At 45.9% G+C, this 24655-nt stretch carries 16 protein-coding genes; 10 read left to right on the top strand and 6 right to left on the bottom strand.

Annotated elements, in window-relative coordinates; all coding sequences use genetic code 11:
• Positions 1-18: 18 nt before the first annotated feature.
• Together ACP2WE_RS09480 and purC are read right to left on the bottom strand one after the other, a co-directional pair.
• Entirely contained in the window at positions 19-2085 is a 2067-nt protein-coding gene (locus ACP2WE_RS09480) for a BamA/TamA family outer membrane protein (protein ID WP_425215314.1), read from the bottom strand.
• 119 nt (positions 2086-2204) lie between these two features.
• Complete coding sequence (purC, locus tag ACP2WE_RS09475) at positions 2205-2942, bottom strand: phosphoribosylaminoimidazolesuccinocarboxamide synthase (protein WP_425215313.1); 738 nt, start codon at positions 2940-2942, stop codon at positions 2205-2207.
• Between the two features lie 1182 nt (positions 2943-4124).
• On the opposite strand from purC, the gene ACP2WE_RS09470 reads away from it, so the two are divergent.
• From ACP2WE_RS09470 to ACP2WE_RS09445, 6 genes are all read left to right on the top strand, one after another.
• Positions 4125-6194 (top strand): iron uptake porin, encoded by a 2070-nt coding sequence (locus ACP2WE_RS09470; protein ID WP_425215312.1) that lies wholly within the window; start codon positions 4125-4127, stop codon positions 6192-6194.
• Positions 6195-6275: 81 nt separating this feature from the next.
• Positions 6276-7784, top strand: coding sequence for a CHAT domain-containing protein (locus ACP2WE_RS09465; protein WP_425215311.1), 1509 nt, complete (start codon positions 6276-6278; stop codon positions 7782-7784).
• Positions 7785-7845: 61 nt separating this feature from the next.
• Positions 7846-8934 carry an RIP metalloprotease RseP gene (gene rseP, locus ACP2WE_RS09460; protein WP_425215310.1) on the top strand — a complete coding sequence of 363 codons (1089 nt, stop codon included), beginning with the start codon at positions 7846-7848 and terminating at the stop codon, positions 8932-8934.
• Positions 8935-9160: 226 nt separating this feature from the next.
• On the top strand, positions 9161-9748 hold the full coding sequence (locus ACP2WE_RS09455) for an anthranilate synthase component II (protein WP_425215309.1): 588 nt from the start codon (positions 9161-9163) through the stop codon (positions 9746-9748).
• A gap of 62 nt (positions 9749-9810) precedes the next feature.
• Positions 9811-10692 carry an aldose epimerase family protein gene (locus ACP2WE_RS09450; RefSeq protein WP_425215308.1) on the top strand — a complete coding sequence of 294 codons (882 nt, stop codon included), beginning with the start codon at positions 9811-9813 and terminating at the stop codon, positions 10690-10692.
• Positions 10693-11294: 602 nt separating this feature from the next.
• Entirely contained in the window at positions 11295-12251 is a 957-nt protein-coding gene (locus tag ACP2WE_RS09445; protein ID WP_425215307.1) for an NAD-dependent epimerase/dehydratase family protein, read from the top strand.
• A 178-nt stretch (positions 12252-12429) separates the two neighbouring features.
• Here ACP2WE_RS09445 and ACP2WE_RS09440 read toward each other — a convergent pair whose 3' ends face one another.
• Positions 12430-12939: a helix-turn-helix domain-containing protein gene (locus ACP2WE_RS09440; protein ID WP_425215306.1), complete on the bottom strand. Its 510-nt coding sequence runs from the start codon at positions 12937-12939 to the stop codon at positions 12430-12432.
• A gap of 752 nt (positions 12940-13691) precedes the next feature.
• Here ACP2WE_RS09440 and queG point away from each other — a divergent pair.
• A complete protein-coding gene (gene queG / locus ACP2WE_RS09435) occupies positions 13692-14669 on the top strand; it encodes a tRNA epoxyqueuosine(34) reductase QueG (protein WP_425215305.1) in 978 nt (325 codons plus the stop codon).
• A gap of 69 nt (positions 14670-14738) precedes the next feature.
• Here the strand turns inward: queG and pheA are convergent, their stop codons facing one another.
• On the bottom strand, positions 14739-15584 hold the full coding sequence (gene pheA, locus ACP2WE_RS09430; protein ID WP_425215304.1) for a prephenate dehydratase: 846 nt from the start codon (positions 15582-15584) through the stop codon (positions 14739-14741).
• A gap of 77 nt (positions 15585-15661) precedes the next feature.
• On the bottom strand, positions 15662-17545 hold the full coding sequence (gene ftsH / locus ACP2WE_RS09425; RefSeq protein ID WP_425215303.1) for an ATP-dependent zinc metalloprotease FtsH: 1884 nt from the start codon (positions 17543-17545) through the stop codon (positions 15662-15664).
• A gap of 133 nt (positions 17546-17678) precedes the next feature.
• Here ftsH and ACP2WE_RS09420 point away from each other — a divergent pair, with 133 nt between their 5' ends.
• The 3 genes from ACP2WE_RS09420 (at position 17679) to ACP2WE_RS09410 (ending at position 21490) form a co-directional block, all read left to right on the top strand.
• Positions 17679-18569 carry a S1 RNA-binding domain-containing protein gene (locus ACP2WE_RS09420; protein ID WP_425215302.1) on the top strand — a complete coding sequence of 297 codons (891 nt, stop codon included), beginning with the start codon at positions 17679-17681 and terminating at the stop codon, positions 18567-18569.
• A 14-nt stretch (positions 18570-18583) separates the two neighbouring features.
• Positions 18584-19801, top strand: coding sequence for a lipid-A-disaccharide synthase-related protein (locus ACP2WE_RS09415; RefSeq protein ID WP_425215301.1), 1218 nt, complete (start codon positions 18584-18586; stop codon positions 19799-19801).
• A gap of 72 nt (positions 19802-19873) precedes the next feature.
• Positions 19874-21490, top strand: coding sequence for an FkbM family methyltransferase (locus ACP2WE_RS09410; RefSeq protein ID WP_425215300.1), 1617 nt, complete (start codon positions 19874-19876; stop codon positions 21488-21490).
• A 145-nt stretch (positions 21491-21635) separates the two neighbouring features.
• Here the strand turns inward: ACP2WE_RS09410 and ACP2WE_RS09405 are convergent, their stop codons facing one another.
• Positions 21636-24377: a DNA gyrase/topoisomerase IV subunit A gene (locus ACP2WE_RS09405; RefSeq protein ID WP_425215299.1), complete on the bottom strand. Its 2742-nt coding sequence runs from the start codon at positions 24375-24377 to the stop codon at positions 21636-21638.
• Positions 24378-24655 lie beyond the last annotated feature (278 nt).

Raw genomic sequence — 24655 nt, 5'->3', positions numbered from 1 at the left:
GATCGAAAGTTGCGTTTTTTAGAACTTCTCACCTAAGCCAAAGCTAAATTGAGTAGAGCCATTCGTACCAATACCATAGTCAACACGAATTGCGCCTAGGGGGGACTGTACGCGCACTCCCACACCATAGCCACCACCATTGCCAGGTTTACCACGGACGCCTGCAGGGTTACCAATTACCGATTCACCTGTACCAAAGTCGGTACCATAGTCGGCAAACAATACGCCACCCACAATACTAAACACTGGGAAGCGATATTCCGCCGAAATTAGACCAAAACTACGACCACTACCAATTTTGCCTTCATCCCAACCCCGTACAGAGTTGCTACCCCCAATTTGGAAGGCTTCGTACGGCGGCAATGTACCCAAAACTGTGCCAGCTTGGATATTAAATGCCAAAGCCTGTGCCCCTTCTGCAAAGTTTAAGAACTGTACTGGCACATAGAAACTGTAGCTAGCGCGAAGACGACTGAGAAAAACCGAGCCATTTCCAAGCGGAATCGATTGCTCGGCAGCAATCCGAAATACAGAGCCAGAGGTTGGTTTCATCGGATCGTTGCGCGCATCTTTAGCGTAGGCAAACTGCAAAAAGAGCAAGTCATCCTGTCCAGAAGGATCGATGGTCAACTGATTTCCCAAGATATCAAGAGGAGTGGTATTGCTATTACTGTCAGTGACTCTAACCCGCTCAAAACGCGCACCCACAGAAGCGGTTGCACCAACATCTAACGGACGGGATAAGCTAAACCCAAACCCAATGCGGTTGATGCGGGCTGTATCGTTGTTAACACCAACACCGATCGGGCTATCAAATACATAGCTAAATACACTACGGCTAAAGATATTGGCAGTAAACGAAGTGCGATATGGATCGCCTGCTAACCAAGGATCGGTAAAGTTAAGGTCAAATAACAGTTCTCGTTCGCCTAATTGAACGTCTAGACCAAGTTTCTGGTTATTACCACCGAGGTTTTGCTGCTGGAAACTCACCGTCCCAAACAGACCTGTTGACGAACTCAGACCCGCACCTATGGCGATCGAGCCTGTATTACGTTCTTTGACGTTGACCGTCACGATCACCTTATGTGGATCGGTTCCAGGGGCTAAACCTAGATTAACGTCATCAAATAGCCCTAATCCAAATACTCTCTGTAGATCGGACTGAACTTTCGATTTGTTAAAGACATCACCAGGTTTGAGACTCAATTCTCTCGTAATAATAAAGTCACGGGTCGTACCACCGACGGGTTTACCGTCTTTGTCTTGAGTTTTACCTTCTTCGTTTAAGTAGGCAACCTTAATGTCTTCAACCTCACCTTCGGCTACAACCAAGGTAACTGTGCCATCAGGCTGCGCTTTGACATCAATGATTTGAGCCAAGGCATAGCCATTGTCTTGGTAGTACTTTTCTAAGGTTTTGACAGCAGTTTGTAAATCTTTGAGGTTTGTAACCTTGCCGATTTGAGCGCCAAAAATGCGATCGATTACGCCAGGCTCTAAAACTTTAGTGCCCTCGGTTTTAACAGCTTTTAAAACTGGGTTAGGCATGACGAAAAATGTTACGCGCACGCCAATGTCTGTATCTTCTGGCTCTGCTTGGACGTTAGAAAAGAAACCCGTGGCAAAGACAGCATTGATGTCTGATTGGAGTTGAGTTCGTGTTGTCGTGCGCCCTGGTCTGGTGGAAATTACGTCGTAGACTTGCTTCTCAATCTCAGGAGGTAGTGGCGGCTGATCGGGAGCTGTTTTCACAACGACCTCACCCACGAGTACTTGTGGCTCATTTGCCGGTGCTGGGGGAGTAGCAGGTTCGGTGGCTGGTGTGACAGGAGATGGTGTGACAGGAACTGGTGTAGCAGGCTCTGTCGGGGGGGTGGGTTTAGGAGGGACTTGCGCAGTAGGCGTTGTAGAGGGGTCAACAGTGGGCGTTGCTGGATTAGAAGGGGTCGCAGGTACTATAGGTTTTGGAGAAGCTTGCGCGATCGCTGGCTGAGGAGAGACAACCTGTGCTTGTGTTGGGATCCCAAGCAAAAGCACATTCGGAGAAACCAAGGCCATCAACACGACTAAATTTATACGCATACGAGTGACTCACACACCAACTTGGAACTTCATTGAAACTTAAAACTGAAAGACTAAGTGATTAAACGCTTAGGTTAGAACTTAGAAGAACTTAACATTCCATCATTAAGTATCGCCTATCAAGGGATTTTTTGTGAAATTACTGCTTGAATCCTCGCCATAACTTCTTGGTAGGCTCCTGCAACGTTTCCTAAATCTTGACGAAATCGATCTTTATCCATAATACGTGCTTGCGGATCTAGATTGGTTTGATCCCAGAGACGACAGGTGTCAGGGCTGATTTCATCACTTAAAAGCAGATTCCCACGAGCGTCGATGCCAAACTCTAGTTTAAAATCTACGAGGATCAATTGGCACTTAAGAAAGAAATCTTGCAAGTGTTGATTAATATTTAGTGCCATTTGCCGTAGTTGGGTAACCTGCTCGGGACTTGCTAACGCCATCAATGCAATGTGATCTTCTGTAAAAAGAGGATCGCCCAAGTCGTCATTTTTATAATAAAACTCAACCAAAGGTTGCTTTAACACCGTCCCAGTAGCTATTCCCGTGCGTTTGCAAAGACTGCCGGCTGCAATATTTCGCACAACTACCTCTAAAGGTAGAATTTTTACCGCCACAACCTGCATCCGATCGGGAGCTGTTTGCTGGATGAAGTGGGTGGGAATATTTTGGGTGGCTAGGTATTGAAATAGATGAGAGGCGATCGCGCAGTTCATCAGCCCTTTATGCTCGATCGTGCCTTTTTTAAGCGCATTAAAGGCAGTGGCATCATCTTTGAAATAGGTCAGTAATATATTGGGGTCGTCTGTAGTGTAGAGAATTTTGGCTTTGCCTTCGTAGATTTTTTCGCCAGCCATTTTAGATTTTAGGTTAAGTGGGTTTGCGGTAAATTTGACTTACCTTCAATTTACACCAAATTACTTTAGTGATTTTAAGGAAAAGAATTTTTCAAATCCCCAAAAATATCAAGAAACCTAGTTGGCGTTATTTAGGGAAAACCATCTTAAGAAATTGCGAATGATTTTAATTGCTGAGAGCAATGAGGAAATCCTAAGGGGCTGAACAGGCAAACAGCATCAGACTAAGGTCATAGATATTGCTATGACAAAAGTCACGTTTGAGATTATAAGAATTTGGCTAGCAGAAGAAAATGAGGGTTTTACAATTGCCTTGAGGTGATTATTCCCGACCTTCAGAGTCCTTTCGCCACATCTCAGAGAACCTCTGAAACTCTTTTCACGCTGGATCTGCTATATGAGTGATGGGAAAGTCAAAAATGTGGCAGAAGATGGAACAAATACCATACTTCCCATTTAAACGCGAAGAGTTGAATTGCCGAATGGAACGCTCTTTTGTCATCGCGCGCTCAATCCTGAGACTAAAAAGAGATAAAAAGATTTCTGTGCTCAGTAAAATCAATGAGATCGCTTAATTAGCAGTTACAAACAGAAAATTACCGACAAACAGCCATATCTTTTTAACAAAAAACCTCTAAAAATCAGTCATTATCTTATTTGCAATCGTCAGCCCCCATGGTATATGTTGATTATCTGAGAATTTTAGGTGATTAAACGCTTACTCGTAGAATCCATAACTTACTAATCTAGGATTTGTTATATGGTTGGCTAACTTTGGAATTAAATTTTTATACACATAAATCAGTGGTTCTTATTTTGACTATGTGTAATATTTGAGTCTCTATTCCTTTCTACACAAAAGTTTTATAAATTATTCCTATTAATTTGAAGCATAAATCCAAACAGAACTAAAATTTGTAAATGTTTATCTATATACAAATCAAATGCTAGGATTGGCTTATTGTATTATTTGATTATGAGATTTAAAATTTATGAAGTTAGCTTGATTTTTAATGCCACTTAAAATCAAGATTAAGTTTATTAGCTCGGTTGTAAAAGGCAATCTAGATAATTTCTGAGACATCATTGGCTTATGTCTATCGTTAGTATTAGGAAAACTCAGTAGAAACATCTAGATGCTTATAAGTCTTTCTGTCCGCTAGTTTGTGAGGAGGTGTAGTTGTGAATTTATTGTTACTTAGAATGATTCGGCAAAATTTGCTGCAAAGAAATACATTCCATGGGGAATCGCGGTGTCGACCGATCTTTGCTTTGATCTGGGGCATTTACGCAGGCAGTTTTTATACAGGCGAGTTATTGGGTGTTCGACAATCTGAAGCATTCGCAGAAGCCAAACCAGAAATCACTGCAACAATTTCAAATCCTATAAAGCCGTTACCAAAGTCTTTACCAACGAATGCGATCGCCGATCCGAAGTTGGCAAATCTAAAGCTAGCCGAGCAAAGATTACCAGAGATTTCAACGCGATCGCAGGAAAAGTCCACACAACAATCAGAGAAGCAATCTCAACCAGCAACTCCTTCCACGATCGTTCCGACCGACCCACTCCTACAGGTTAAGAATCCTGCGACCGTAGATTCGCAAACACTTGCTACATCTAACGATCTGTCATCGAATTCTAAGATTCCACAGTCAGAACGCAATCTAATTCTTCAACAGGTTAACGACCTCTCGCCCAAACCCATCCGCAAAGCCCAAGTCACTTCCGTTTCCCAATTATCAGATGTCCGACCTACTGATTGGGCATTTACAGCTTTGCAATCTCTGGTCGAACGCTATGGATGTATTGCAGGCTATCCCGATCGCACCTATCGCGGTCAACGCGCCATGACGCGTTATGAGTTTGCCGCTGGTTTAAATGCCTGTTTGGACAAAATCAATGAAATTATTGCTGCAGGGCTAGCCGATAAGGTCAGCAAGGAAGATCTCGCCGCAGTCCAAAAACTTCAAGAAGAATTTGCCGCCGAATTAGCTACGCTCAGAGGACGTGTGGATGCGATTGAAGCGAAAGTGACCAAGCTAGAGTCGCAACAGTTTTCGCCCACCACAAAACTCTATGGACAGGCCGTTTTTGGCATTCAAGGACGAACTGCAAATACACCCGATCTCTCACCGAGAAATGGCGTGCGATCGCTCTTGGAAGCTGATAATGGCAAAAACGTTACCTTTGGTTACAACGTCCAACTCAACCTCGTGACGCAGCTTGACTTTTACAATCGCAGTATCTTGCTCACGGGTTTGCAGATCGGCAATCTGGACACAGGTTCCACTTCGGCTACTTCAACATTTAGCAATAACTTTACCCGTTTGGGCTACGAAACGAATACAGGTGGTTCTGTTGTCTTGAGCGATTTATCCTATCGCTTTATGATTGGGGATAATTTCGTGGCGATCGTGGGTACTGAAGGGGTAAATCCAATCAATGTCTTCCGAGGTCCCAATCGAGTGGAAAGTATTGGACGCGGTCCCATTTCCGCATTTGCACAGCGCAACCCGATTCTTGGATTAGGTGGAGGTCGGGCTGGCATAGGCTTTGATTGGCAACTAGGCGATCGCGTCAGTTTGCAGGCGGTTTACTCAGCTGGCGATGCGGCTACAGCAACACCCAATACATTAGGCGCTGGCTTGTTTGGTGGTCCCTACACGCTTGGCGTGCAGTTGGCTCTTACCCCAGCCGAAACTGTCGATACCACGCTCTATTATCTGCACTCCTACACCAATGATGGCAATCTTCGCACGAATATCGGTGATTCTTTGCTCGCTTTTGGATTGTCCCGATTCACTACAGAAGCCTTTGGTGCAACCTTAAATTGGCGGATTAGTCCCTATGTAACCTTAGGAACTTGGGGTGGGTATACAACATCAAGCGCTCAAGATCCTGGTGCTTCTGGAACTGTCGAAACCACAAATTGGATGGTTTACCTTAACTTCCCCGATCTGTTTGGACGCGGAAACTTAGGTGGAATTTACGTGGGACAACCTCCTAAAATTACCAGCAGTAATTTGAATGGATTTTCCAATCTACCAAGTAGTCTCGGTTTGCCAGGAGTAGTTTCAGGTGCTCCTGGTGGTCAACCTTCCAGTACGACCCATGTAGAATTGTTCTATCGCTATAGGGTCAATGACAATATCAGCATTACCCCCGGAATCATCTTTTTGTTTAATAACGGGCATTCGGCAGACAGCGATACAGTGACCATTGGAACGATCCGTACCACATTTACCTTCTAGCAGAAACTTCACTGATGGGTTTATGCACCCTTAATCGATCGAGAATCACAAAACAGCTAAACATAGAGGATTCTAAATCTTATGAATCGGACATCACCGCATCAATTTTCTCCTTGGAAACTCATTCGAAAATCTAGTTGGGCATTTGCTCTGGGATTGGTTTCAGCCTTAGCTATGAATGCACCGATCGCATTGGCTCAATCCACTTCTTCGACTTCTACTTCTTCTTCTAGTTCTTCTAGCTCGCGGTCAGAGTATTTTTTCCATGATGATGTCTTCACGAATTCTGGAGATACGGTTTTATGTACGCGCTTAATTGCTTGTGTGTTGAGCAATTACTATAATCGCGTGCCAGCAGGGATTTTCATGCATCAACAAGCTGGCAAATATTTTGATAAGGGTCAACTGGATGATGCTTTTTATAGCCTAGAAAGTTCTTATAGTGAAGATTTAAAATCCTACACAAATCGTAATCTCAATCCCGTACCGATGAGCTTGAATGTGGCTCAAATAGAACTGCTGCGAGCTAGCAAAATGACAGATAGTGCTACGGCGCTTGTATATCCTACAATTTTTCCAGATCGGGTTGAATTGTTGGTTGTACCCTCATCAGGCAAGCCGATTCATCGCACCGTGCGTGTGGCAGAGTCAGCGATCGTGCCCACCATTGGCGAACTCAGAGATGACCTTCGCGATGCTAGTTCTAATGACTATTTAGACCCAGCCCAAAAGCTCTATAATTGGCTAATTCTACCGATTGATGACGATCTTCAAGCAGCAAAAATCAAGACCCTGATCTTTGTGATGGATGGACCGCTGAGAGTGATTCCGATCGCGGCTCTCCATGATGGCAAGGAATTCCTCGTGCAAAAGTATGCCCTTGCTACCGTACCGACAATGGGATTGGCGAATTTCAAGTTACGCGATCGCCGCAAGAATAATATTTTGGCGATGGGGCTAACGGAGTCCGTACAGGGATTCTCAGCGTTACCAGGTGTGGAGGTCGAGGTCAATAACATTTCTAAGGTTTTAGAAGGAAGTTCGTTTCTAAATCAAACGTTTACGTTGAGCAACCTGCAGTCGCAGCAAGAAAAGCAAACCTATGGCATTGTGCATCTGGCAACCCATGGCAAGTTTGTCAGCAATACAATCGACGGTGCATTCATTCAGTTTTGGAACGAACGACTGTACATCAATGACATCCCTCAATTAAAGTTTAGCCAGTCACAACTGGAGTTGCTAACGCTGAGCGCCTGCGAAACCGCTGTGGGCAATAACCTCGGTATTAGTGGCATGGCGGCTCAGTCTGGGGTAAAGAGCGTTCTGGCATCCCTATGGACGGTCAGCGATGCGGGGACGATGCCTCTGATGCTGAGCTTCTATAGCGAATATCCTACGGCTACGAGTAAAGCGATCGCCATGCAAAAGGCACAAATTTCGCTAATTGAGGGCAAGGTTCGCATTCAAGATAAAAAAGTGATAGGGATTCCTAACCTTTCCGAGATTCCAGTGCCCAAATTGGGTGGAGATATTAACCTCAAACATCCGTATTACTGGTCTTCGTTTATTTTGGTGGGCAACTGGTTATAAAGAGTTTTTCTTAGCGCAATGTTATGATTGGGCTTTAAGATTACCTAAACTTAACCTAGTTATGTCATTTCTGCCTGCGATCGCTGTTTTAGCTGTTTTGATATTGGTACACGAGCTAGGTCATTTTCTAGCAGCACGTTTACAGGGTATTCATGTCAACCGTTTTTCGATTGGCTTCGGGCCAGTGCTGTGGAAGTATCAAGGTAAGCAGACAGAATATGCGCTCAGGGCAATTCCCCTCGGTGGTTATGTGGGGTTTCCCGATAATGACGAAGACAGTAAAATCCCCGAGGACGATCCAGATTTGATGAAAAATCGCCCAATCCTAGATCGGGCGATCGTGATCAGTGCGGGTGTGATTTCTAACTTTGTATTTGCCTATCTGGTTTTGATGCTGATGGTGATTAGCGTCGGTGTGGGATCGGTCGATCGGCCAGGGGTAAGGGTTGCCAAGATTTTAAATCCCGATGCGCCTGCGGCGATCGCAGGGTTACAGACTGGAGATGTCGTGCGATCGGCAAATGGCATTACCTTTGATACCAGCCTCACAACCCTAGAGCAATTTCAAGGCCTGATCGCCAAAAGTGCGAACAAGCCAGTTGACATGGATGTCGATCGTGACGGCAAGACGCTCAAAATTACGGTTGTGCCTCAAGGCGAAGACAATAGCGGACGGATTGGGGTGAGATTAGACTTTACGGGCAAGCCCTATCGTCGTCCAATTCGTAACATTGGTGAGGCTCTAACTTTTGCGGCAAAAGACTTTGAACGCTTAACCCTGATGACCGTGCAAGGGCTCAAGCAATTGGCGACCAATTTCCAAAGTACTGCCTCACAACTATCGGGTCCGATAGCGATCGTCGCGATCGGTTCAGAGCTAGTCAAGTCTGATGCCTCGAGTTTGTTTGACTTTACGGCAATCATTAGCATCAATCTTGCCATTATCAATATTTTGCCTCTACCTGCGCTGGATGGCGGCCAGTTGGTATTTTTGCTGATTGAGGCACTACGTGGTGGCAAGCCCTTGCCCGATCAAATTCAAGAGAATGTCATGCAAGGTGGACTGGTACTTTTGCTTGGCTTAGGTGTGGTAATGATTTTCAAGGATTCCTTTAACCTCTTACAGCAAAGCGGTTTGAGTCCCTTGTAATTCTGTCTTTGCTTAGTATTTGGTGGATGTGTTCTTGCGATAGTCGTCACGCCTCAATATTCTTGATGTAATGCGATGCGTTATGCTGCGCTAGCATATCCTGCGGAAGAATGATGTGTATTACATTCAAAATTCTGAATTTGCAAGGCTTTCAAAAAGCGTTGACTAAGCGAAGTCGAAGCCAACAGCGAATCGCTATAATTTGTATGTTTCAAAAAAGAAATCTATGATTCTTGTAATTGATAACTACGACTCATTTACCTATAATCTTGTGCAATATCTGGGCGAGTTGCTGCCTGAGTTTCCGCACTTGGGTGAAGTGGTTGTAAAGCGCAATGATGAAATTGCGATCGCTGAGGTCGAGCAACTGAAACCTGCTGGCGTTGTGATTTCGCCTGGACCTGGTCGTCCTGAGGAAGCAGGAGTCTCTTTGGATATCATTCAGAAATTGGGTTCGACGTTACCCATTTTAGGCGTGTGCTTGGGGCATCAAAGTATGGGATTGATCTTTGGGGGGGAGGTCGTATCGGCTCCCTATCTGATGCATGGCAAAACTTCGCAAATCTATCATAATGGGGCAGGCGTTCTGGCTGGCTTGAGCAATCCATTTACAGCAACGCGCTATCACAGCCTTGTGATCGATCGCGTTAGTTGTCCAGATGTTCTAGAGATTACGGCATGGACAGAGGATGACATCATTATGGGCGTAAGGCATCGCCAGTATCCCCACGTGCAGGGCGTGCAGTTCCATCCAGAGAGTATCTTAACGAGTTCTGGAAAAGATTTGTTACGGAATTTCTTGAAGGGATTATAGAGCCAATTTTAGCGTATCCCCATCATGATATGATGCGGCTCATACTTCCCAAAGGTCTTCTCATGTTTTCCGTAACCGCAGAACAAAGACAATATCTCACCTATGTTCTCTCCGACACACAGGCAAAAACTACCGTTGAAGTTGTGCCTGAAAGGGGAGGTATTATTACCAGTTGGAAGCTTCCACAAGGCGATCGCACCACGGAAGTTTTCTACATGGATGAGGAACGCTATACCCATCCCGAATTAAGCGTGCGTGGTGGCAATCCCATTCTGTTTCCCATTTGTGGGAACTTGCCAGACAATGCCTATACCTATGCTGGAGAAACCTACAACCTCAAGCAACATGGCTTTGCCAGAGATTTACCTTGGCAGGTGGTATCCCAATCCGTAGAAACAGGTGCTAGCCTCAGTATCAGTTTGCGGAGTAGCGATTTGACTCGCGAGGGCTATCCCTTTGAGTTTGAGGCGATCTTTACTTACATCCTTCAAGGTAACAGGCTGACAATTCAGCAGCAGTTTGAGAATCTATCGGATGAACCCATGCCCTTCTCCGTTGGGTTCCATCCATACTTTGCTGCAACAGATAAAGAGAAGCTACAGGTTGAGATTCCAAGTAAGGAATATTTCGATAAGGCGCGTACTTCCTATGCCTTTGATGGAACTTTTGACTACAATCAAGACGAGATTGATATTGCCTTTGAGCAGTTGTCGGCTCAGGTTGCTACGGTAAGCGATCGCGATCGGCAAGTTCGTCTGACCCTTGAATGGAATCAGGATTTCTCCACCTTGGTGTTTTGGACAGTGAAAGGCAAAGATTTTTACTGCTTGGAACCTTGGACGGCACCTCGGAACGCCATGAATACGGGTAAAAATTTGCTCGTAATCCCCCCGAAACAGCGTTTGACAACCTCCGTAAGCACGATCGCAGAAGTCCTGACTTAATAGAGTTGTCAGAATTCAGTGGGTTATAACGTTAACGAGCAAGAATGACAAGCAAAAAAATACTGTCGATCGAGTAGATCTTACCCGTTAGATCGACAGTATTGGTAGTGAATCCCCTCGATTCAATCTTTTTATTGCAAATCTGTAGTATTTAACAAAGAAGATGACTTGTCAGATTTTTCTTTGTTAGCTTTTGTTAGTGCGCGATCGCATTCAAAACGATCAAACCAGTTACAGATATGGATAGAAACCTAAATGTGTAAAGAGCTAGATTGTAGATACTCATAACTTGAGACTCGCTTTTTATCTTGAATTAAGCATAGTCCACCTTTTATTGGTCTGTATGTATCCTAGGTCATGGCTTTGTGTGACTTAGATCACTCGATCGGCATAAATTCCAATCTTGGCATCAATCCTTGAGAGGAAGCGTTGAGAATAGGCTTTAAAATCGAATATAGCAATCAGGCATGATTCATAAGCAAATTTTTCTCTGCCTAGAATCTTAGGGGCAACTCATATGCCCCTCCATACCAATCAAATAGGATTGCTATAGCAATAACAAATTAGATTCCTCATCAGTAACCTCTATAACATCGCAATATATGAAAGTACTAATCATGGGTGGCACGAGATTTATGGGCGTGGCACTCACCAAGACGCTTGTATCTCAAGGGCATGAAGTCGTTTTATTTAATCGAGGTAATCAGCCCGCACCCATCGAAAATGTACGGGTAATTCTTGGCGATCGCACCGATCCACAACAACTTAAAGAGAAACTTGCACAAGAGTCGTTTGATGTCGTTTTTGATAATAACGGTCGGGAATTGAGCGATTCTAAACCCCTGATCGATATCTTTAAAGATCGAGTGCGCCATTTTGTTTATATGAGTTCGGCAGGTGTGTATTTAGAGTCTGACATTTTGCCCTATTTTGAAGGCGATGCGGTCGATCCAAAGAGCCGTCACAAGGGTAAGTTGCACACCGAAGCTTATTTAAAAGAAGTCTATGAAAAAAATGCTTTCCCTTATACTTCCATCCGTCCCACCTATATCTATGGCCCTCAAAATTACAACGATCTAGAGGCATGGTTTTTCGATCGCATTGTGCGCGATCGCCCCATTCCAATTCCGGGAAACGGTCAATTTATCACCCAACTCGGTCATGTGGAAGACTTGGTAGCAGCGATGGTAGCAGTGTTGGGCAATCAAAAAGCGATCGGTGAAATCTATAATATTTCGGATGTTCGCTACGTAACCTTTGCTGGACTGGCAAAACAATGCGCGATCGCAGCGGGTAAGTCTGCGGATGACGTCAAACTGGTTTATTACAATCCTAAAGACTTTGATTTCGGCAAGAAAAAAGCATTCCCTTTCCGTTTGCAACATTTCTTTGCGGCTGTAGATAAAGCCCTCGATCATCTCGATTGGGAACCAGAATTCGATCTGTTGGCTGGATTAGAAACTTCTTTCCATCAAGATTATTTGGTGTCTGGCAGAGATAAGTCAGCGATCGACTTTGCCGTTGACGATCAAATTCTAAGTGCTTTGAATATCAAATAGCTAGTGCTCGATAGAGATCTCTAAGAACCTCTTTCTGTCTGTATACAGGTTACAAAACTATAGAGATTACCCCACCCTAACCCTCCCCTTGCCCTAGACGCGAAGCGACTTCCCGTAGGGTAGGGGAGGGAACTAGGTTCCTTCTTTTAAGAGAAAGAAGAGGAGGATGAAGTGTATCCTAGTCTGCCATGCTGACTTTGAGGGTAATGGTCAGTTTCACCGAAGGCTCAGGATAGGTTTCGCTGATTTGCTGTAGATAGCGATCGCCAAAAGGCTCGCTGAGAATGCGTGACAGTTGGTTGAGTAATTTAGACGCATCACTGGTGATATCGCGGCTAGGTGCATCGGGTAAGAGTGCTATAGAAGGACTTGTCGTTGGGGCAACTTGAGGGGTCATCATCCCACTAATGGCATTTTGCAGGCGACCATTCCCAACACGAACGGCATAGCGTCTCAAGACCACTTGCAAGTTGTTTTTGGTGACTCTTTCGCCAAAAGCCTTAGAGAGAACCTGCCAGAGTTTATAACCAACATCTCGAATGTAGGCAGAATCATAGCCAGCGATTTCAGCAATCTCTAAATAGGTTTTGCCCTCCCATGTATACCGAAAGATGAGTTCCTGTACGTTACTCAGGCTTTTGTGTGGCAAAACAGAATCTACAATCAATAGCGCGTCATCAATAGTCATTGGTGTTTCCTCACAGTTCCGATATGTCTGTTAGTTCAAAGAAAATGATGGTGAATTTCTGGTTGCTGTTAATGGTTGATAGGAGCTTGCACAAAAAATAGAAAATTCTTATAGAGCAGTTCTAGAAGATTTCCCTTATCAAAAATAAAACTCAACACCTATGCCTAACCGCTCAATTCTGGTTTCAATCTCCAATCAACTCGTGCTGAATACAAATGTGAAACAGTCATGTCAAATGTAACCACGTAAGTCATATAAGAAATCCAGCTAAAAATCCAGTATCAAGCCCTCAACACAAAAATTACAAGAACCATTAATCAATACTGAATCACCATAAGTTCACTCGAACTCATAAACGTATTAATGCGATTAAAAATATCACAAGTTCATTAATTACTAGTACATAACTTGTATATTTTTAAAATAAATAACTTCAGGCAAAATCTAGTCTGGCAAAGTATCCTAGCGATTATTGCTCGGAATTCAATTCGTTTTCCATGTTTTTAAGGACAAAAAAATATATTTTCATCCATGGAAGTATTTTGATGATTTGTGTTTCAGCTTTTGCTCGATCTACAAGCATTTTTAATCATTTGTTTTGACATTATTCGATGATTTCAGACTTTTTGTGACAGTAAATCACAAATTTCAATAAGCAGAAGCAAGTTAACGGAAATTTTTTCATGTTTTTCAAGACAACTAGATCGGACAATTCATCTTCATCAAGTGGAATGCCATAATTAAAGAACTGTATGAAAAAAGTCGTTATGGTTTCTAAACCTACTTTTACTCTGACAAAGCAACAGATCGAGCAAAAAGCGATCGCACTTGGTTTTAGCAAGGTAGGGATTACCTCAGCGCGATCGGATAAAGAAGTAGAACATTTAAATGCATGGTTGGGGATGGGCTACCACGCAGATATGGCATGGATGCAAAATCCCAAAAGACAAGATATTACTCAGGTCATGACGGGAGTGAAGTCGATTATCTGTGTTGCACTGAACTACTACACCCCTCATGAGCATCAGGAACAACAGGAATATGCCAAAATTTCCCGCTATGGTTGGGGACGAGACTACCACCGCGTCCTTGGAAAAAGGCTAAAAGCTCTATGTGCTTGGATTGAAGCTCAATCTCTAGATACGGAAAGCGATCGCGTGCAGACTCGCTATTATGTCGATACTGGACCCATCTCTGAGAAAGCCCTAGCAGAGAGAGCGGGAATCGGCTGGATTGGCAAACATGGCAATCTGATTACAAGAGAATATGGCTCGTGGGTATTTCTCGGCGAAATTTTGACTAATCTAGATCTAGAACCTAATACGCCCCATACACAGCACTGTGGGACTTGCAGGCGCTGTATGGATGCCTGCCCGACCGATGCGATCGCACAGCCTTTTGTAGTGGATGCCAATCGATGTATTGCCTTTCACACGATTGAGAACAAAGCCGCAGATCTACCGACCAGAGTTGCGGCGAATCTCAACAATTGGGTAGCGGGATGCGATATCTGTCAGGATGTCTGCCCTTGGAATCAGCGATTCGCCCAACCAACCTCGATTGAAGACTTTCAACCCTATCCGCAAAATCTTGCCCCAAAGTTGGAAGAATTAGCCACAATTTCCGAACAGGAGTGGGAGCAAGCCTTTACGGGTTCAGCCCTGCGCCGAATTAAACCCGACCGATTGCGCCGCAATGCCAAAGCCGCGATCGCTTCAAATTCAGAATAACGCCCAGATCTCCGCTTGAGAAATATCCCCGACTTTTTTAAAAAGTCGGGGATATGAATAGCTAGCAATCTAATCAGCAATACTGTAGCTACCGAATATTCTTAAAGTCTCGGTTAATGGAACGAGATCTTGTAATGCTTCTTGGACAAAGGGTTGCTCTACGGAGGCTTCGATATCGATAAAAAAGACATATTCGCCCAGCGATCGCTTTGTAGGTCTTGACTCAATGCGGCTTAAATTAATCCCGCGATCGGCAAATACAGACAAGGGTTTGACCAAAGCACCAGGTAAATTTCGCTGAGCGCTAAAGGCAAGAGAGGTATAACTGCCCTTGGTCGTAGGAGGCGTAAGACCCAAAACCCAAAATCTGGTGCAGTTGTCGGGATGATCGTTAATCGGACAGGCAAGTGTAGGGAGTTTGTACATCTCCGCAGCGCGTTGCGAAGCGATCGCGGCAAGCGTAGCGTCCTTTGACACCGCCTCTAGTCCCTCGGTGGTAGAGTGGGTGGGAACTAGCTGAGCTTGGGGAACAAACTTCTCTAGCCAATGTTGGCATTGCGCCAGAGCTTGGGGATGAGAATAGACAACCTTTATATCTGCTAAGGTTTCAGCCTGCGTAATCAGTGCGTTCCGAATCGGTAATATGAGTGCCTGCTGAATCTGAAGTTGATGCCACTGCCAAAGGCTATCTAGGGTCATCGTCACCCCACCTTGAATGGAATTCTCTACAGGCACGATCGCCAGATCGACTTCCTTTAAAGCAGCAGCTTGGATTGCCTTAGGAATAGAAGGGTAAGGACAGAGGATTGGTGATGTCTTGGATTCTGGATGCAACTGCGGATAAAGGGCTTGGTATTTTAAAGCCGCAGCTTCTGCATAGGTTCCAGAAGGACCGAGGTAAGCGATCGCGGTCATAGGGTAATTCGTGAACTGTGATCGAAAGTATCCTCTCGTAGGGTCAATTCATGAATTGACCCTACGAGGGATCGCAACTAGAACTTCAGAGCTTCCATTTGTTTTTCGGGTACTTCCGTATATTCAGCCACGATTTTACGGAACTCCTCACCATCCATCGTTTCTACTTCTAATAAAGTATCGACGAGGCGATCGCAGAGGTCGCGATTTTCCTTGATAATTTTGTACGCAGTGTCATAGCATTGCTTGGCGATCGCGCGAACTTGCTTATCAATTTTGCTGGCAATCTCTTCCGAATATTCGGAACGGGGTGTCCAGTCTCGGCCTAAAAACACCTCATTGTTTTGACCTTCCAATGCTACTAAGCCTAACTCGGACATGCCCAACTGGGTCACCATTAACCTTGCAAGCCTCGCCACATTGGCAAAGTCACTGGATGCGCCGATGGTAACTTCCGATTCACCAAAAATCACATCCTCCGCAGCACGTCCCCCTAAAGAAACAGTAATCATGGCAAGAATCGCAGAGCGGCTCTCTAGCCCCATTTCCTCCGAAGGCAAAGCCTTAGAAAAACCACCCACACCACCAGAGCGCGGAATAATTGTGACCTTATCTAGGGGATTGGCATCCTTGAGCAGGGTTTGTAACAGAGCGTGACCAATCTCATGGTAGGCAACCAAGCGTTTTTGGACGCTATCAAGCAGGGGTTTCATGGTCATGCCGATCGTGACGCGATCGATCGCATCCGCAACCTCTAGCTCGGTAATCGCTTCTTTCATGCGACGAGCCGTAAGAATGGCGGCTTCATTTAAGACGTTGGCTAGGTCTGCCCCTGCAAAACCGGGGGTGCGACGGGCGATCGTCTCAATCGAGACATTTTCGTCAATGCGCTTATTGCGAGCGTGGACTTTGAGGATTTCTAAACGTCCCTTATAGCTGGGGTAGTCTACGGTAATCTGGCGATCGAACCGACCAGGACGCAGCAAGGCACTATCGAGAACGTCAGGACGATTGGTGGCAGCGATGATGATCACACCTGTATTGCCCTGAAAACCATCCATCTCGGTGAGTAATTGGTTTAGGGTTTGCTCCCGTTCGTCATTACCACCGCCAATCCCCGCGCCGCGCTGTCTGCCGACGGCATCAATTTCGTCAATAAACACAATGCAAGGGGCATTCTCTTTGGCTTTGTGGAAAAGGTCGCGCACCCGCGATGCCCCGACACCCACAAACATTTCCACAAACTCAGAGCCAGATAGCGAGAAAAATGGTACGCCCGCTTCGCCAGCGATCGCTTTTGCTAGTAGAGTTTTTCCAGTTCCGGGAGGTCCTACTAAAAGCACGCCTTTAGGAATTCTTGCCCCCACTGCTGTAAACCGTTCGGGCTGCTTTAGAAAGGTCACGACCTCTTGCAGTTCCTCTTTTGCCGTATCAACCCCAGCGACATCATCAAAGATCACGCCTGTTTTTGCTTCTGGCGAAAATCTGGCTTTTGATTTGCCGAAATTTAAAGTTTGGGTTGGTCCACCTGGGGCATTGCTGACGCGGCGCAGCACCACAAACAGCAGTAAAATCAGCACAATTGGTACAAAAAAGGTACCCGCTAGCTGCCATAGTACCGAGGGCTGTTGCGGCGATTTCACGGCAACATCAACGTCGCCCTCGCGCAACGTCTTCACCAGTTCGGCATTGCCGTCCCTAGCAATTAAATCGACTTTGACCTTCGTCCCATCTTTGAGTTCGACATCGGCAGATTGACCCGTGCTATCAATATCTACCTTGCTAACCTTTTTTTCTTTAACCTTACTCAACAGGTCGCTATAGCCAATTTGTGCCTGTTCGCCTTCTTTCGCTGCCCTAGCAGCACTAGGTGCCCATGCGATCGCGCTTTGACACACAATCACACCGATCGCCAGAGTTTGAACGCGTTGCCAAAATGTCCGTTTTGCAGAGAACCCCACGGTCGATTGCTCCTTGAAATTGAGATCTTAATTTGAGTGCTGTGCTTTCTAGTCTAATGCATCCGACATTGCAGTGAGAGAATCAGTCTAGAATAGGTAAACTTAAGGAAAATTAACGCTTGTCTATAACTTCATGAGTGTCCAAAGATCTTCTCAGTCCTTCTCTGCTAGTGATTTTGCCAATGCCCTAGCTGCCCACGACTATGAATTTAACGTCGGACAAATCGTTACTGGTAAAGTCGTCCAGCACGAAAGTGATGGCAGCTACGTAGATATTGGGGCAAAGTCATTAGGGTTTTTACCCATTGATGAGGCTTCATTGGGTTCGACCAAACGATTATCAGAAACCTTGCCGATTGGGACTGAGCAACAATTCTTAATTATTCGCGAGCAAAACGAGGATGGCGAGGTCAAGTTGTCCATTCGTCGCCTCCAAATGAAGCTAGCTTGGGATATTTTGCTCAACTATCAAGCCGAGTCAAAGGTGTTTGACTGCCGTGTGGTGAATGCGAATAAAGGGGGCGTTGTGGTTGAAGCAGAGGGATTGCGAGGGTTTATTCCGCGATCGCATCTCGTAGACAAAAACAACTTTACAGGGCTGATCGGCAAGACGATCCCAGTCGTGTTGGTGGAAATCGATGAGAGTCGCAACAAACTAATTTTGTCCAATCGCCTAGCAGCACAGGCTTCGGCAATGAGCCAGCTTAGCAAAGGTCAATTGGTTACTGGTAAGGTCAGCAGTATTCGACCTTTTGGGGCTTTTGTTGATTTTGGTGGAGTATCGGGACTGCTGCATGTCAAAGAAATCAGTCAAAAGTATGTCAGTGACATTACTTCTGTATTTAAAGAAGGTGAAACCATCAAAGCTGTGGTCATGGAAGTCGATGAGTCCCGTAACCGCATCTCGTTATCCACAAAAATTTTAGAGCTGCATCAAGGTGAGATGCTAGAAAACTCTGCCCAAGTTTTTGAGGAAGCCGAGGCAAGATTGGAGAAAAATATCAGCAAACTTTGGGATGCTTAGGGAATTCAAAGAACGTGGAAATTCTATGTATTAGCAATGGTCATGGAGAAGATCAGATTGCTGCCAGAATTTGTTTAGAACTTGAGAAGTTAGGCATCTCCGCGATCGCACTGCCTCTGGTGGGGGTGGGTCATGCCTATCGCAACCAGAATATTCCGATCGTTGAGGAAGCCACCCAAGTCATGCCTTCGGGTGGATTTGTGCGGATGGATGGCAAGCACCTTTATCGAGATATGCGTAGTGGTCTGCTCAAGTTGACCTGGAAGCAATTGCAGGTGGCTTGGCATTGGTCAAAAGCTCAGAAGCAAAAGCGGCTCATTCTTGCAGTAGGCGATATCGTACCCCTATTGTTTGCTTGGCTTCCCTCACGATTTGGGGGCTGTGACTTTGTGTTTGTGGCAACGGCAAAATCAGAATATTTCTGGCGAGATCAAAAGAGTCGTTTGTATGATGTGCCCAAGCCTTGGGGCGGCTCTAATTTTTTCCCTTGGGAGCGATCGCTGATGTCAAGTCGTCGTTGTAAAGCGGTGTTTGTGCGGGATAAATTGACCGCCGATCTATTAAACAAACAATTTCGCCTACCCGTCCAATATCTTGGAAACCCCATGATGGATGGGCTAGAGCCCAAAGGTCTAAACTTTGGCGTTGGGACAGATGAATGGGCGGTGACAATTTTACCAGGCTCCCGTCCCCCTGAAGCCTATGAAAACTGGAACAGTCTTTTGGTTTGCGCTCAAATTTTGGTAAGAGCGATCCCCCATACAGTAAATTTTCTAGCGGCGATCGCCCCCGATCTAGATGTTGAAATCTTGGTGCAAAGCCTCACTCAAAAAGGGTGGCTGCGCCTAGACGAAGTCACGTTTAAAGTCCAAAACGCCAAACTTAAGCTAGTCACGAATGGTTTTAATGATTGCCTGCATCAATGCCATCTGGGTTTAGCGATGGCAGGTACGGCAACAGAACAACTGGTGGGTTTGGGTAAACCTGTAATTACGATCGCGGGTAACGGTCCTCAGTTTACGCGCCAATTTGCCGAGGATCAGGCGCGATTGCTAGGTTACTCGATTAATCTGGTCGATAAGCCCTCTCAAATTGCTGAAGTCGTTACCAAAATTTTGCACGATCCTGACTATTTTCAACTCACGGTCAGAAATGGCGAACAACGCATGGGGGTTGCAGGTGCATCGGAGCGTATGGCCAAATATCTAGCTGAAAAGGTGTTTGGCGAATAGGAGCAAGAGAAAAATTTCAGTCCATGGGACTGCCAAGTCCCAAGTACATCTTAAAAGTTTAAAGAAGGCGCAATGGTTGATATCTCTTTCTCTGATTCTTCTGAAAACATCTATTGGCAATATGTCCAAACCTATGGTAGTAAGGTTGATTTTGCCCTAGCCCCCAATTTGGCTGACCATATTCGCAATAGATCGTGGGAAGACCCTCAATCTGCCCTTGACTTTAATAATGCTGCTGTCATCGCCTTGATTGAAGCCGAAAAAGCTGAGAATCTCTCAGAGCGATCGATTTATTGGGAAATTGCTTTGGAATCGCTAAAAGAAGGGGTAAAACTGCAAGACCATCCTCTCTGCAAAGCCCACTCAGCCTTATTTTACAGTCTATTAGGTGAAATTCAAATATCAGTAAACATAGCCTATAGCGCACTTTTAGAGATACTTCAAAAGCACAACGGTTCCGAGCCAATGAAACCCTTGGGCATGGTCTATTTGCCCACCCATCTTAAGAAATGGAAGATTGTCTGCAAAGACCAACTTCAGCACATGCTTCAAGTAGAGGATGGAAATATGCAGGCACTTTTGCTCGTAAGCGCAGTGCTTTGTCAAACAGGTTTAGCTTTCTATCATCATGAGGTATTGCAATTCCTTCAGCTTGCCGTTCATTTCTCGCCAGCATCATCCGTACTCAATCTTCAGTTAGGTGTTTCTGGAGTACATAATCAACAGTGGGAAAGTTTGGCTTATTTACATCGTGCCAGAAAGCTAGATCCTGAAGATCCCAAGATACTGCAAGCACTTTATCTAGCTTATCGAGATCTAAATCAATTATCTGTATCCGAGGAATGGCAAACGATAGCTGGTGATTGCGCTCAGAAAAACGATCGGTCGGTTCAATGGGGCTGGACCGACTTGCCCGCAAATTCCCTTTTTACCTATATTCCTTTTGAAGATCGCTTGCTTCTAGCTGTAGAACCCAGTCTCCGAAGTATCGTTACCTGTGTATTGTTAGCCCAAGGAGATTGGTTTGAAGCAGAAATGGAGCTATGGCGCGATCGCATCCAGCCTGGGATGACAGTGATTGACGTAGGCGCGAATGTTGGGGTCTATACCTTTAGTGCAGCTCAACGGGTTGGCAAGTCGGGCAAGGCGATCGCGATCGAGCCCTTCTCTGGTTGTGTGCGTTGCTTAGAAGAAACTCGTCGGGTAAATCAATTGGAATGGGTGAGCATCCACGCAGGTGCTGCCAGCGATCGCCATGGCACAGCCCAACTCTCTCTAAATTCTGCCAGCGAACTCAACGAACTCGCGATCGCGGAGGACAGCACCAGTCAATCTGGACGTTTTGAAACCGTTGCCTGCTTTACGCTCGATAGTTTGATCGAGCGAGAAAATCTCAGCCGCGTCGATTGGCTTAAACTGGATGCAGAGGGGCACGAAATGCAGATTTTAGCGGGGAGCGAGCGTCTACTCAAAGAATTTGCGCCCAGTATCCTGTATGAAAATGTTGCAGTCGATCGAGCCAGTAATACGGCAGTGGCAGATTTTTTGCAACAGCAAGGATACCAATTATTTCGCTATCGCCCCCATCTCAAACAACTTCTACCTATTCATTCTGCTGAAGAGCTACAGGGCAACCTCAATCTAATTGCATTGCCCCCTTCAGCTCACCTAGAATTTACCCCACCCTAGCCCTCCCCTTGCAAAAGGGAGGGAAAAAGATTTCTAGTTTTCCCCCTACCCTGCGGGAAGTCGCTTCGCGGAAGCGTGCAAGGGGGAATTAAAGGGGGTAAGTTCGAGTTACTGGATAAAGGTAGTTTCTTTGCTAGAAATGTTCTTAAATTGCTACTTTGACGACCCTCTCCGTGCGGGCTAAAGCAATCTCGCCTGTAAACACCAAACTGCCCTGCGTATTCGGTACTTCTAGGGGAATTAGCGCTAGGGGTACTTGGACTGTACGCGCCTGCATATCCCCCTCTTGGGCGATTAAGAAGGTCACTGTTTCTAACTCCGAGTCTGGGTTGACAGATGCGATCGCGGCAAGATAATCATTTTTTACCAGAAATTGAAAGGACTGCGAGCCAATACTGCCACGGGGTGAGAGCCTGAGTGCATCGGCTCGAATGCGTTTGGCAAAGCCTTGAGCTGTGACTAAAATTAGTTCGGTATCAGGGGCAGCCTCTAAATCTAGGGCAACGGTTCCGACCAAAGACTCTGAGCTACGCAGCCGTATTGCCAAATTACCCATCGCCGATCGCCCTAAGGTGGGAATCTGCTCCTCATTGGCAAGCATTCTGAGAATACGCCCCGCCGAGGTAGCGATCGCGATTTGTCGGTCGAATCCCACCACATCTGCCCAACACAGGCGATCGTCGTCTTTTAGCTTGGCAGCCACTAACCCTCTGGTATTCATGCCTGCAAATTCAGAGAGGGGCGATCGCTTGATTTTTGCCTGAGCGGTTAGCAGGACTAAACTGGCGGTGGTTTCAGGATTTTTGTCCCAAACCAAATGAGAAACGATCCGATCGGTGGCATCGGGAAGCATGGTAATGAGAGGCATACCGCGACTTTTACTGCCCTGCGGCTTGGGAATATCCGCGACGGAGACAGGGACGGCTTTACCACTGCTGGTGAGTACGATCAATTCACAATCGGTACGCGTCGGATAAATTGCCGTGGTGACATCATCGGGGAATGCTGCATCAGGATTCGCGCGGGTATTGGCATCGAAACGCTTGATATAACCTTTATGGGTGAGTTGTATGGTCACGTCCTCGACTGGGGCTTGGATATTGAGGAAACCCGATGGCAAAATCGAACCATTGGTTTCTGGCTGTAGCAATGGTTGAGATTGGTCTTTTGGCTCTTTCTTGGTAGCTTTTCTTACCTCTTGCCCATTTAAATTCCGATCGGCAGCTTTCTCCGTTCTCGAGCCGTTCGTATTTCGACTGCCCCTTGCTTTAGGATTTGGCTCAGGCTCTGTTTCGTCAATTGGTTCGACATCAGCTTCAAGGATTACTTCTGAATAGGTGCGATCGCTACCAGTCTGAGGAGTTTCGACTGTGGCAATGCGCGTACGGCGATCGTCGCCATGCTTTTTCTTGAGATTTCGTAGTTCTTTTTTGAGGGCTTTGAGCAACTCGCGGCGATCGCCGAGCAGTCCCTCTAGTCGGCTAATTTGCTGTTGTAGTTCCTGCATTTCTGCCTGCAAGCTTTGACGCTCCATGCCTGTTAAGCGGCGCAAAGGCATAGCTAAAATCGCCTCGGCTTGGGTTTCTGACAGGCTAAACTGTGTTTGCAATTCCAACTTGGCTGCCGCACTATCGGCAGCAAAACGCAGTACGGTAATCAATCGGTCTAGATCGTCTAGAACTAATTGCAACCCAGCGACGAGGTGCAAACGCTGTTGGGCTTTATCTAGCTCGTGGCGATATTGACGGGTGAGGGTTTCCTCGCGAAAGCTAATAAACTCCTGCAACAGTTCGCGCAAATTCATCTGCTTGGGCAAAGAACCGCGTAGCGCCAGCAGCGATGCGCCAAAATTCACCTGTAAGGTAGTCTGCCGATAAAGTTGATCGAGCAGGACATTGGGGTTGGCATCTTTTTTTAGCTCGATCACCACCCGCATTCCCGTGCGATCGCTTTCGTCGCGAATATCGGCAATGCCGTCCATTTTGTTCGCGTTCACTAACTCCGCCACCTTTTCGATCCAGGCAGCTTTGTTAACCTGAAAAGGCATCTCGGTAATGATAATTACCTGTCGCTGCTTCTTGCGACCCGTGCCACTGCCTTCTTCGACCCTTGCCACACCTCGGATTGTAATGCTGCCTTTGCCTGTCGTGTAGGCTTCTCGAATTCCCGCGCGATCGAGAATGATGCCGCCCGTGGGAAAGTCAGGTGCAGGAATCAGCTTAAATAACTCATCATCAGGCAAGTCAGGGCGATCGATTAAGGCAATCAACCCATCCACCACCTCTCTGAGATTGTGGGGAGGAATATTGGTTGCCATCCCTACGGCTATCCCCGATGCCCCATTTAATAACAGTAGGGGCAACTGTGCGGGTAGGACGACCGGTTCCTGCTGAGAACTGTCAAAGTTGTCCGTAAAGTCAATGACAGCCTCGTTAATATTCTCTAGCAAGGCTTCGTTGCCGATTGGCGCAAGTCTGCACTCGGTATACCGCATGGCAGCAGGCGGATCGTTATCGACAGAGCCAAAATTGCCATGCCCTGCCAACAGGGGGTAACGACTCGAAAAATCTTGTACTAGTCTCACCAAGGCATCGTAAACCGACTGATCGCCGTGGGGGTGATATTTACCCAACACATCTCCCACAACTCTGGCGCATTTGCGATAGGGGCGATCGGGTACGAGCCCTAACTCATGCATGGCGTAAAGGATACGGCGATGCACGGGTTTTAGCCCATCCCGTACATCAGGCAAAGCCCTCCCCACAATCACGCTCATCGCATACTCAAGGTATGACTGCTGCATTTCTGTATGCAGGGCAGTGGGAATGATCTGTCCTTGATTGGGGTTAGGAGTCAAAAAATTTAACTGTTCGGTTTGCCTTGGCATATACTCGCTGCTTTACTAGCGTCTTGGGTTAACTACTAATTTGTTATGATGAAACAAATTTTTAGGGGTGCATACCTATAAAAGGTTGCGTAAACAAAATTAGGATGGTGAAGAATCCCCCAATCCTCCTAGACATCCTCATCTAGTTTCTCGGAATTAAAAAAATAGATATGCTTGTCCTGTCAAAATAAAAATACTCTGCTACTATGCTTTGTCAAGTCTAAGCATTCTGCATAAATGTCAAACTAGAGCATCGCGGGCTCCATGATTTACGCAGT

Origin of the sequence: Tumidithrix helvetica PCC 7403, from assembly GCF_965232925.1 — a bacterium.
GTDB classification, from domain to species: domain Bacteria; phylum Cyanobacteriota; class Cyanobacteriia; order Pseudanabaenales; family Pseudanabaenaceae; genus Tumidithrix; species Tumidithrix helvetica.
Note: the sequence above shows the minus strand (reverse complement) of the source record. Positions and strands in the feature narration are given on the sequence as shown.